This is a genomic window from Actinomadura sp. 3N407, from assembly GCF_052245875.1.
Classification (GTDB): domain Bacteria; phylum Actinomycetota; class Actinomycetes; order Streptosporangiales; family Streptosporangiaceae; genus Spirillospora.
This window is the reverse complement of the sequence record NZ_JBQQBP010000002.1, coordinates 666,574-677,572: the sequence shown is the minus strand read 5'-3', so window position 1 is coordinate 677,572 and position 10,999 is coordinate 666,574. Positions and strand designations below refer to the sequence as shown.

General features: G+C 73.3%; 10 protein-coding genes. 5 read left to right on the top strand and 5 right to left on the bottom strand.

The annotated features are described in order from the left end of the window. Positions 1-11: 11 nt before the first annotated feature. The 4 genes from ACTWPP_RS07300 to ACTWPP_RS07285 are packed head-to-tail and all read right to left on the bottom strand — an operon-like array spanning position 12 to position 2,499. Complete coding sequence (locus ACTWPP_RS07300) at positions 12-626, bottom strand: GTP-binding protein (protein WP_443103302.1); 615 nt, start codon at positions 624-626, stop codon at positions 12-14. Further along, positions 604-942: a DUF742 domain-containing protein gene (locus ACTWPP_RS07295; RefSeq protein ID WP_443103301.1), complete on the bottom strand. Its 339-nt coding sequence runs from the start codon at positions 940-942 to the stop codon at positions 604-606. Before ACTWPP_RS07295 ends, ACTWPP_RS07300 begins: the two co-directional genes overlap by 23 nt. Before the next feature lie 31 nt (positions 943-973). Further along, positions 974-1,426 carry a roadblock/LC7 domain-containing protein gene (locus ACTWPP_RS07290; protein ID WP_443103300.1) on the bottom strand — a complete coding sequence of 151 codons (453 nt, stop codon included), beginning with the start codon at positions 1,424-1,426 and terminating at the stop codon, positions 974-976. After that, the gene (locus ACTWPP_RS07285; protein WP_443103299.1) at positions 1,423-2,499 is read right to left on the bottom strand and encodes an ATP-binding protein; all 1,077 of its coding nucleotides are present in this window, start codon (positions 2,497-2,499) and stop codon (positions 1,423-1,425) included. The genes ACTWPP_RS07290 and ACTWPP_RS07285 overlap by 4 nt, the downstream gene beginning before the upstream one ends. 735 nt (positions 2,500-3,234) lie before the next feature. Between ACTWPP_RS07285 and ACTWPP_RS07280 the strand changes: the two genes are divergently transcribed. From ACTWPP_RS07280 to ACTWPP_RS07270, 3 genes are all read left to right on the top strand, one after another. Next, positions 3,235-4,494 carry an APC family permease gene (locus ACTWPP_RS07280; RefSeq protein WP_443103298.1) on the top strand — a complete coding sequence of 420 codons (1,260 nt, stop codon included), beginning with the start codon at positions 3,235-3,237 and terminating at the stop codon, positions 4,492-4,494. Between the two features lie 76 nt (positions 4,495-4,570). Further along, on the top strand, positions 4,571-4,804 hold the full coding sequence (locus ACTWPP_RS07275) for a hypothetical protein (RefSeq protein ID WP_443103297.1): 234 nt from the start codon (positions 4,571-4,573) through the stop codon (positions 4,802-4,804). A gap of 117 nt (positions 4,805-4,921) precedes the next feature. Continuing rightward, positions 4,922-6,103, top strand: coding sequence for a site-2 protease family protein (locus ACTWPP_RS07270; protein ID WP_443103296.1), 1,182 nt, complete (start codon positions 4,922-4,924; stop codon positions 6,101-6,103). 267 nt (positions 6,104-6,370) lie between these two features. Here ACTWPP_RS07270 and ACTWPP_RS07265 read toward each other — a convergent pair whose 3' ends face one another. After that, a complete protein-coding gene (locus ACTWPP_RS07265; protein WP_443103295.1) occupies positions 6,371-9,448 on the bottom strand; it encodes a BTAD domain-containing putative transcriptional regulator in 3,078 nt (1,025 codons plus the stop codon). 97 nt (positions 9,449-9,545) lie between these two features. Between ACTWPP_RS07265 and ACTWPP_RS07260 the strand changes: the two genes are divergently transcribed. Both ACTWPP_RS07260 and ACTWPP_RS07255 read left to right on the top strand, forming a co-directional pair. Further along, entirely contained in the window at positions 9,546-10,547 is a 1,002-nt protein-coding gene (locus tag ACTWPP_RS07260; protein WP_443103294.1) for an NADP-dependent oxidoreductase, read from the top strand. A gap of 43 nt (positions 10,548-10,590) precedes the next feature. Then, positions 10,591-10,938 (top strand): hypothetical protein, encoded by a 348-nt coding sequence (locus tag ACTWPP_RS07255; RefSeq protein WP_443103293.1) that lies wholly within the window; start codon positions 10,591-10,593, stop codon positions 10,936-10,938. Positions 10,939-10,999: the final 61 nt, after the last annotated feature.

The window sequence follows — 10,999 nt, the reverse complement described above, 5'->3', positions numbered from 1 at the left end:
GATCCCCGGGGTCACGGGGTGGTCAGGGCGCCGGACCGCCGTCCGGCCGTGATCTGCAAGGTGTGGGTCAGGGTCTCGGTGAGCACCCCGGCGACCGAACCGCGGTCGCGGGCGTCGCAGGTCGTCAGCGGCACCTCGGCGGGAAGGCCCAGCGCGTCCCGCACCTCCGGGAGCGGGTGGGCGTGCCGGCCGTCGAACAGGTTGACCGCGACGATGAACGGAACATCGGAATCGTTCTCGAAGTAGTTCACCGCGGGGAAGGAGACGTCCAGCCGGCGGGTGTCCACGAGGACGAGCGCCCCGCTGGCGCCGCGGCACAGGTCGTCCCACATCGGCCAGAAACGCGGCTGCCCGGGCGTGCCGAACAGGTACAGCACCAGGTCATCGGCCATGGTGATGCGCCCGAAGTCCATCGCGACGGTCGTCGTCGTCTTGCCGCCGGGATCGCCCCCGAGGGGATCGACGGTCTTGGCGGCCTGCGTCATCCAGGCCTCGGTGTTGACGGGCGGGATCTCCGAGACCGCACCGACCAGGGTCGTCTTCCCGACGCCGAACCCGCCCGCGATCACGATCTTGGCCGAGGCGGGCGAGCGCGGCGGGCGGTCAGGCGAGCTCGCGTAGGCCATCGATCACTCTCTCCAGGATGCGCGGGTCGTACGGGGAGATCTCGGAACCGATCGCGACCCTGTCGCCCGACGCGAGGTCGCTCAGCAGGACCCGGGTGACCCCAAGCGACACCCCGCAGTGCGCGGACAGTTCCGCCACCGACTCGTCGACGGTGTGCACGCGGTCGTACAGGGCGCGGGCCTCGGGGAGCAGCCGGGCGGCGAAAGCCGCGTCGTAGCCGCGGCCGTGCACCAGGGTGTGCACGAACAGGTGCCGCCGCCCGCGGGTCCGCCCGCCCGTCAGGACGTAGGGCCGCACCCAGGGATGGGCCGTCATGGTCGTTCTCCGTTCCGGGGGATGGCGCGGGTCATGGCGTCCCCTGCCCGGCCGACATCCGGCGCAGGTCGTCGCGCATCTGCGGGGTCAGTACATGCCCGACGCTCTCGACGAGCCGGCTCATCCGGTACGCCACGGCCCCGAGGTTGGCGCCCTCGGACACCAGCACCGCCAGCCCGGCGAGGCTGCCGATGCTCATGAACAGGAAGTGCCCCGCCGGGAACTTCAGCATCACCTGCTCGCAGCCGCTCTCCCCGACCCGGCGGGCGATGTTGTTGGCCAGGCTGATCATTCCGCTGGTCATGGCGGCCATCGGGTCGGCGAAGTCGGCGGGCATCCGGCCGGAGCCGGCGAGCGCGAGGCCGTCCGAGGACACCAGCAGCGCGCGGGCGACCCCGGGCGTCGAGCCGGCGAAGTCGTTGAGCAGCCAGCCGAAGTCCTCCGGGCCGCGCGGCCCGCTGTTGTCGGCGTTGACGGTCATCATTCGGTTCGTCCCTCCGGGGCGTCGACGCCGCTCTGCGGGCCGGCCTCGAGGCCGCCCGTGGTGAACGCCTCCAGGTCGTCGGCGAACGACCGGGCGGACGCCTCCCCGCCGGCGGCCGCGGTCTCCGAACGCAGCGTGGCGGTCGGCTCCGCCTTGGGCTCCGAACGCCGCAGGCTCATGCTCTGCCGGCGCGGGAGCGGGTCGGGGCCGTCGGAACCCGGAGCCGGCGCGGGCCCGAGGCCGGCCGGCGAGTCCGGTGCCTGGACGGGACCCGCGACGGTCAGGTGCGCCATCGACCGGTCCCGGGCACCGTCGCGGCGCGGCGACCGGGCGGGCGGAGCCGGGGGCTCGTCCACGAGTTCGCACAGCAGCGCCGGCGGGATCACGATCATCGCGACCGTCCCCCGGGGGGAGCCGTTCGCGGCCGGACGGCACGCCAGCCGCACACCGATCCCGTGCTTGCGCGCCAGCCGGTGAGCCACCGGGAAGCCGGTGTGGCGTGCGGTTTCGGGCCCGATCGGCCGGACGGGACCGGCGAGCATCTCGTTGACGTCCTGGAGCCGATCGGGGGCGATGCCGATGCCGGAGTCCTCTATCCGCATCATGACGGCGCCGTTGTCCAGAAGGTGGGCGCTGACGGTGACCGTGGACGGGGAGTACCGGGTCGCGTTGTCCATCAGCACGACGGCGAGGGAGGCCACGTCGTCGGCCGCGTACGCGACGACGGCGAGCTCGACGACCTTGCCGATGACCACCTGCGTGTACCGCTCGATCGACGATTCGGCGAGGCGGACGACGTCCACGAGGGAGGTGGTGTGACCGGCCATCTCCTCGATGCCGCTTCCGGCGAGGACGCTCATCTCGCGGGCCGCGCGGCGCATGCGGGTGACCGCGTGGTCGACCTGGTAGAGGAGCTGCAGCCGGTCGGGGTCCTCCTCCTCGCCCTCCAGTTCGTCCAGGGAGGGGCGGAGCTGTTCGGCCAGCAGCAGGACCTGCTGGGAGAACTGCTCGCAGACCCCCGGCCACGCGTTCTGATCCGGGTTCGCCGGAAGGGACGCCGCGGGAGGGGACATGGCGGGCGAGGACGTCGCCTGCCCGGTGGCCGCGACCTGGGCCCGCCGGCTGGGCTCTGCGTGCGCTGCCGGCTGCGGTTGCCGTACCTGCTGCACTTGCTGCGCGGGGGCCGGCTGGGGCGGCAGGGACGCGGGGGTTCTGCGTCTCCGCAATCTCACGTGAGGTCACCGCCGGGTTGCGCGTACACCGGTATGTCCGTGTCGCCACGGGCCCGATTCATGGTTGGCGTCGTCCTTCCGGTCGTTGCGTCCGCGCCCCCGGGGAGTCGGCGCCGCGTGACCATCGGGTGCCCCTGCCTCGCCTCGGCGCACGGCTGAGCCATGCGCACCGGTGCACGAGAAGGCCCCGTACGGCAACCTCGCAATAGGGTGTCAGAGCCACATCTCGTGAGCAATAACCCATGAACAACACGGGATATATGGCATAAATATCCCATTTTTCCGTTCCGTACGGGTATGTGAATTGGACGTCCGCCGACCGCTCCTCTGACGCCGCCCCGGAGCCCGGCACACTCCCGCGGCCGATCTTGCGGCATTCACACAAGCAATGAATAGCCGTGGCACTCGGGAAAGAACCGGTACCGCTCCTCCTCGCCGAGCCCCCCTCCGCGACCCGTCGCAGAACGAGCGCGGCCCGGCGGACACCCTGGCGTCCACCCGGAGGTGGGAACATTCGCCGTTGGACGAAAATCGTGAGGCGGCATCCCGGAACACCGGAGCACGGAGGAGTGCGCCATGAGCGGGTCACCGACCGGCGATGAGCTGCGGCGGCGGCTGGGCGTGTTCGACGCCGTGGTGATCGGCCTGGGGTCGATGATCGGCGCGGGTGTCTTCGCCGCCCTCGCACCCGCGGCGCGCGCGGCCGGGTCCGGGCTCCTGGCCGGCCTGGGAGTGGCCGCCGTGGTCGCCTACTGCAACGCGACGTCCTCCGCGCGGCTCGCCGTCCGCCACCCCGCGTCCGGCGGCACCTACGTCTACGGCCGTGAGCGCCTGGGCGACTTCTGGGGTTACCTCGCCGGCTGGGCCTTCGTCGTCGGCAAGACGGCCTCCTGCGCGGCGATGGCGCTGACCGTCGGGTCGTACGTGTGGCCCGCCCACGCGCACGCGGTGGCCGTCGCCGCGGTCGTGCTGCTGACCGGCGTCAACTACGTCGGCATGCAGAAGTCCGCGTGGCTCACCCGCGCCATCGTCGCCGTGGTGCTGGCCGTGCTCGCCGCCGTGGTCGTCGCCTGCCTGGCCTCCGGCACCACCGGCGGCGGACGCCTGGAGTTCGGCTCCGGAACCGGGCCCGGCGGGATCCTCCAAGCCGCGGGCCTGCTGTTCTTCGCCTTCGCCGGGTACGCCCGCATCGCCACCCTCGGCGAGGAGGTCCGCGACCCGGCCCGCACGATCCCCCGCGCCATCCCCCTCGCGCTCGGCATCGTCCTGGCCGTCTACGCGGCGGTCGCGGTGGCGGTCCTGACCGCCCTCGGCACCTCCGGTCTGGGCGCGGCGACCGCGCCGCTGGCCCAGGCCGTCGACGAGGCCGGCGCGGACGCCCTCGCACCCGCGGTCCGCGCGGGCGCCGCCGTGGCCGCCCTCGGCTCGCTGCTCGCCCTGATCCTGGGCGTCTCACGCACCACGCTGGCGATGGCCCGCGACCGGCACCTGCCGCACGCCCTGGCCGCCGTCCACCCCCGCTTCCAGGTGCCGCACCGCGCCGAACTCCTGATCGGCGTCGTGGTGGCGGTGCTCGCCGCGACGGCGGACCTGCGCGGCGCGATCGGCTTCTCGTCCTTCGGCGTCCTCGTCTACTACGCCATCGCCAACGCCTCCGCCTGGACCCTCACGCCGGACGAGGGCCGCCCGCCCAGGGTCGTGCCCCTCGTCGGGCTGGCCGGCTGCCTGACCCTGGCCTTCGCGCTGCCGCTGTCGTCGGTGACCTCCGGCGCCGCCGTCCTCGCCGCCGGCGCCGCCCTCTACGGACTGCGCCGCGCCGTGCGCCGCCCCGGCTGAGCATGGGACTTGGCCTGCCGGGTAGGGGACGCGCAGCCGGCCGGACGGACGGCCGCACGACAAGGGAGGCAAGCAGATGAGCGCGACACAGGAGACCGGTGGGATCACCGGCACCAAGGACAAGGACTACAACCTCGTCTGGTTCGTCGAGCAGTGCCTGAGCAACGCACTGCGGCTGGAGACCTACATCGGCGACGCCGAGCGCGCCGGTGACACGGAACTGGCCGATCTCTTCCGCCGCGCGCAGGCAGAGAGCCGCAAGGGCGCCGAGCAGGGCAAGGACCACCTGCGCCGCCGCCTGTCCAGTTGAGAACCACCCTGCCGCGAGGCGCGTCCCGGGGAGCTCGCGAACCCGGAACCGCTTAGCCGCCCGCACGGCGGGTAAAGGGTCGGTTCCGGCAGGCGAGTCGCGGACGGAGGAGACCGGATGCGTGAGTCGATCCGGCTCGGCACCATCGCCGGAATCAGGGTCGGCCTCAATGTCAGCGTGCTGGTGATCGTCGCGATCCTGGTCTTCGGCCTGGCATTCGGCCGCTTCCCGGAGGTGTATCCGGGCCACGAAGTCTGGGCCTACCTCCTGGCGGGGACGATCAGCGCGGTCCTGCTGCTGGCGTCCCTCCTCGCCCACGAACTGGCGCACGCCGTGGTCGCACGCCGCAACGGCATCGAGGTCACGGGCATCACGCTGTGGCTGCTCGGCGGAGTCGCCCAGCTCCAAGGCGAACCGCGCACGGCGGGCGCCGACCTGCGCATCGCCGTCATCGGCCCCGTCACCAGCCTGGTCGTGGGCGCGGTCTTCGCGGCCGCGGCCACGCTGGCGGCGGCCGCCGCCGGACCGGACCTGCTCGTGGCGACACTCGCCTACCTGGCCGGCATCAACGCGATCCTCGCGGTGTTCAACATGATCCCGGCGGCCCCGCTGGACGGCGGCCGGGTACTGCGGGCGTTCCTGTGGTGGCGGCGCGGCGACCGGACCGCCGCCGCCGTCACCGCGGCCCGCGCGGGCCGCGTCTTCGGCCTGGCCCTGATAGCCGTCGGCTTCGTCCAGTTCGTGCTCGGGGCCGGCTTCGGCGGACTGTGGCTGGCCCTGATCGGCTTCTTCCTCGTCACCGCCGCCAGCGCCGAAGAGCAGCAGACACGCGTCAACGCCGCACTGCGGGACGTCCGCGTCGGCGACGTCATGACGACCGACCCCTTCGTGGCGGACGCGACGACACCGGTGCAGGACCTCGTCGACAACGTCGTCCTGACACACCGCTACTCCACCTACCCCCTGGCAGAGGACGGCCGCTTCGCCGGCCTGGTGACCTTGAACCGCGTCCGCGGCACCACGCCCGATCAGCGGAGGACACTCAGCCTGGCCGACATCGCCTGCCCGCCGGACGAGGTCCCGACCGCCCACCCGCACGACTCGCTGCCCGACCTGCTGCCCCGCATGGCCGGCTGCACCGACGGCCGCGCCGTCGTCCTGAACGACGAGGGCGACGTCGTCGGCCTGATCACCCCGAGCGACATCAGCCGGGCACTGCAGACCAGCGAGCTACGCGCCTCCCCACCGCCCGGCGCCGACACGACGGCCCCGGACGACAGGCGCACCTGGCCGTCCTGACCACCCACGGCCCACGAAAGCCGACCTGCGCGTCCAGTTCGCCCACCACCAGCAGCCCCACGAGGTAAGCGAGGCCGCCGCCGAACGGCGTGGTGACATTGAAGTTCTCGCGCAGCTCCGCCCAGGCCCCCCGACCAGCCGAACGTGACCACGCGGGTGCCGGCGGCGTCCCATCCGGGGATGTACCGGGGCACGACGTTCGGGCTTCTGTAGGCGATCCCACCGAAGTTGAGCGAGAACGCCGCCACCTGGACCGGCGTCCGGGGGTCAGCGCGTCCCTTTGGCCTGCGCCGCGCTGACGACGGCGGCGATCCGGTCGACGTCGCCGCGTTCGGCAGGCGGGAGAGGCGCCCCCACCGACCGCCTGAGCGCGGCGGCCCCATCGAGCAGGGCCGCCGCTTCCGCATGGGCGCCCTCGGCGGCCGCGACCCCGGCCAGTCCTTCCCTGGCCAGGGCGATGGCGCGCGGATCGCCGACCTCGCGGGCCGCGGCGAGTCCCTCCAGGTGCAGTGACCTGGCCGTGGCGGTGTCCCCGCGTTGCTCGGCGATGAAGCCGAGCTCGGCCAGCAGCAGCGTTATCCCGTAGAAGGGCAGGCCGTAGTCGGCCTTCAGGCGGCGATTCCAGGTCAGCGACTGCTGGAAGAGCCGCTCGGCCGTGTCGAAATCGCCGGCGCGGCGGGCCACGAGACCGAGGCCGACCCGCGCGAACTCCTCGGCGAAGCCGCTCGACTGCTCGGCCGCCAGGCGCATCCCGCGCCGATGGAGTTCACGGGAACGGTCCAGGTCGCCGGCCAGCAGGGCAAGCCGGCCGAGGCTGGAAAGCCGGTAGGACGCGTCCGTCCACAGCCTCAGGTCCTCGGCGACGGCCAGGCCCTCGCTGTGCAGGCGGGCCGCCCATTCGTAGTCAGCGGTGATCTCGGCGAGGAAGCCGAGCATGTCGGACGCCTGCAGCCGTCCCCAGCCGTCGCCCAGCTCCCCGAAGATCGTCAGGCTCTCGGTGCCGGACCGCTCGGCGAGGGCGTGGTCGCCCTGGAACATCGCCTGCTTGGCGCGGCACGCCTGCGCCGCCGCCTCGCCCCAGCGGTCGCCGGCGGCGCGGAACCCGGCCAGCGCCTCCGTCAGCAGGCCCTCAGCGGTGGCGGCGTCCCCGAAACTCAGATGCGCGAGCGCCAGGAACCAGCGTGACCGCGCGTCGCCGGCGTCCAGCGCCCGCGCCGCGGTACGGCTGCGCTCCACCAGGTCGGTGCCGTCGCCCGTCAGCATCGCGAACCCGGCCTCCCACGCCGCCGTCCGCGGGCAGCCGGCGCCGGGCAGCGCCATGGCCGCGGCGAACGAGGCGCGGCCCTCCCGATGCCTGCCGCGCAGGTACCAGTACCACGCGAGGGCGTCGACCAGGCGCATCGCCAGCGCGTGGTCGGTGGTGTGCGCGAGGACGGCCCGCAGGTTCGCCACCTCGGCGTCCAGGCGGTCCAGCCACTGGCGCTGCCCGGGACCGTGGAGGTGAGGTCTCGCCTGTTCGGCCAGCTCGGTGTAGTAGAGGTCGCGGCGCTGGAAAACGGCGTCGTCGCCTGAGAGCCGTTCGAGGCAGTAGGCGGCGATCGACTCCAGCAGCCGGAAGCGGGCCCCGCCGGAGGACTCGACCATGGACCTGGCCACCAGCTCGTCCAGCAGGTCCGCCACGTCCAGCCCGGGCTCCGCGCACACCGCCTCGGCCGCCTCCAGCGTGCAGCCGCCCGGGTGGACGGCCAGCCGGAGCAGGACCAGCCGCTGCCGCTCGCCGAGCTGCTCCCAGCTCCAGTCGATCACCGCGCGCAGCGTCTGCTGGCGGGCGGGCCGTCCCCTGCCCGAGACGGTGAGCAGGTGGAAGCGGTCGTCCAGCCGGTCGGCCACGCCGCGGACGCCCAAGGTCCGCACCCGGGCGGCGGCCAACTCCAGCGCCAGCGGCAGGCCGTCCAGCCTCCTGCAGATCGTCGCCACCGAAGGGGCGCTGACCTCGTCCAGCACGAAGCCGGGCGCGGCGGCCGCGGCGCGGGCCGCGAACAGCCGCACGGAGCCGGCTTCTCCCGGGTCCGTGCCGGGCACCGGGAGTTCGAGCGGCGGTACCGCGTACAGCGTCTCCCCGGGCATCGCCAGCGACTCCTGGCTGGTCGCCAGCACCCGCAGTTCCGGAGCGGCCCGCAGCAGCAGATCCACCAGCTCGGCGACCGCTTCGATCAGGTGCTCGCAGTTGTCGAGCACGAGCAGCAGGCGCCGGCCGCGCAGGGCCTCGGCGAGCCGGTGCGCCAGGCCGGCCGGTCGCACGCCGGGCCGCGAACCCGTCGCGGTGTCGTCGCGGACGTCCAGTTCGGCGGCCACCACCTCCGCCACCGTCGCCGTCTCGCGGGAGGTCCCCGCCAGCTCGACCAGCCACACCCCGTCGGGAAAGGCGGCGGCCGCGCGGTCGGCGGCCGCCAGGGCGAGCCTGGTCTTGCCGACACCGCCCGGCCCGGTCAACGTGACCATGCGCGCCGACCCGAGCAGGGCGCCGACCTCGGCCACGGCCTGCTCGCGGCCGATCAGCCCGGTGAGGGGGGCGGGGAGGTTCGTGCGTGGACGCGAGGGCACGAGCGAGGGATCCTGGCGCAGCATCGCCTGGTGGAGGCCGGCCAGCTCGGGGCCGGGTTCGAGGCCGAGCTCGTCGGCCAGCAGGCGCCGCAGCTCGTCGTACCCGGCCAGCGCCTCGCCTTGCCGCCCCGACCGGTAAAGCGCCCGCAGGTGGACGGCGTACAGACGTTCGCGCAGCGGATGCGCGGCCACCATCTCGCCCAGCTCGTCGGCCAGCAGCCTGTGCTCGCCCAACTCCAGCCGTACCTCAGCCCACTCCTCCAGCGCGGTCAGGCGCCGCTCCTCCAGACGGGCTGCGGCGGTGCGAACGAACTCCTCGTCGCGGAAGTCGGCGTAGGCGGGACCGCGCCACAGTGCCAGCGCGTCCGACAGCAGCCCGGCCTTCTCCCGGAGATCAGTGGCGGCGCGGGCCCGGTCGAGCAACGCGACGAAACGGGCGGCGTCCAGGTCGGTGGCGCGCAGGACGTAGCCCGGCGCCCGGAAGGCCACCAGCCCGCGACCTCCCGGCTCCGCCTTCTCCAGGGTGCGGCGCAGCTGGGACACCTTGGTCTGCAGGGTGTTGACGGGGCTGCCCGGCGGGTCGTCCCCCCACAGGTCCTCGATCAGGCGGTCCGCGGACACCGGACGCCCCTCATGGGCAAGCAGATCGGTGAGCAGCGCCCGGACCTTCACCTCGGGAACCCGCACCGGGCGCCCGTCATCGGTGCACACCGAAAGCGGACCGAGCACACCGAATCGCATCGACTCACGGTACCCACAGCGAACCCGCAGCCGATCGTGCGCGCCCTTATCGAGAGTGGAGCCCGAACCCGGCGGCAACACGATGAGGAGCACCACCATGACCGCGAACCGTGAGATCCACCTGGCCGCCCGCCCCGTCGGCGAGCCGCGCCCGCAGGACTTCGAGCTGGTCACCACCGCGCCACCCGAGCCGGCCGAGGGCCAGGTCCTGGTCCGCAACACCTGGATGTCGGTCGACCCCTACATGCGCGAGCGGATGCAGGAAACCGAGTCCTACCTGCCGCCGTTCCCGCTCGGCGCCCCCATGGACGGCGCGGCGATCGGCGAGGTCGTGGACTCCCGCTCGTCGGACGTCCCGGCCGGCGCGACCGTCGTGCACTTCCTGGGCTGGCGCGAGTACGCCGTGGTGGACGCCGACGCCGCGACCGTCACCGACCTTGCCCTGGCCCCCGCCGAGGCGTGGCTCGGCGCGCTGGGCACCACCGGGCTGACCGCCTACGCGGCGCTGACCCAGGTGGCCCCCATGCGGGACGGCGACGTCGTCTTCGTATCCGCCGCGGCCGGGGCCGTGGGCAGCATCGCCGGGCAGCTCGCCCGCAAGCTCGGCGCCTCCCGCGTGATCGGCTCGGCGGGCGGTCCGACGAAGACCAGGAAGCTCGTGGAGGATTTCGGCTACGACGCCGCGATCGACTACCGCGCCGGCTCGGTCGCCGGGCAACTGGCCGAGGCCGCCCCCGACGGCATCGACGTCTACCTCGATCACGTCGGCGGCGACCACCTGGCCGCGGCCATCGACGCGCTGAGGCGCGGCGGCAGGATCGCGATGGTGGGCGCGATCAGTTCCTACAACGCCACCGAGCCGGTCCCCGGCCCGAGCAACCTGTTCACCCTCGCCGCCAAGGACGCCACCCTGCGCGGCATGCTGATCAACTCCTACTTCCATCTCTTCCCCGAATGGATCGGAAAGGCGGCCGGTTGGCTGGCCGACGGCTCACTGCACACCGAACTGACCGTGGCCGAGGGCATCGAGCGGGCACCCGCCGCCTTCCTGGACATGATGCGCGGCGGCAACATCGGCAAGATGCTGGTGAAGCTCTGAGGCGCCCCCCGCGATACCTCGCCTAACTGCGCCCGGCGCCGTCATGTCACGCACGGTCGACCGGCTCGCCCAGGCTCGGCGCGCCACCAACAGCGGCAAGGGGGTGGTGATGGTCGAGCGCGGCATCATCGGCGGCACCTGCGTCAACGTGGGCTGTGTGCCGTCCAAAGCGCTGCTGGCCGCCGCCGAGGCCCGACACGGCGCGGCTGCCGCCGGACGCTTTGCCGGCCTGGTCCCGGCCGACTTCCCTGCGCCGATCGGAGGCAAGGACGCCCTGGTCGCTCGGTTGCGCGCAGAGAAGTACACCGACCTCGCCGCCGATGTGGCGGGTTCGGTTCCGTTGATGGCGTGTTCGGTCCCCTGCGCCAGGCCGGTGCCCTCCCTATGGTGAAGGCACCTTGCCGTCCGCCTCCGGGGGTGGGGCGCGGGCGGATGCCGGAGTTGGGGAGGAG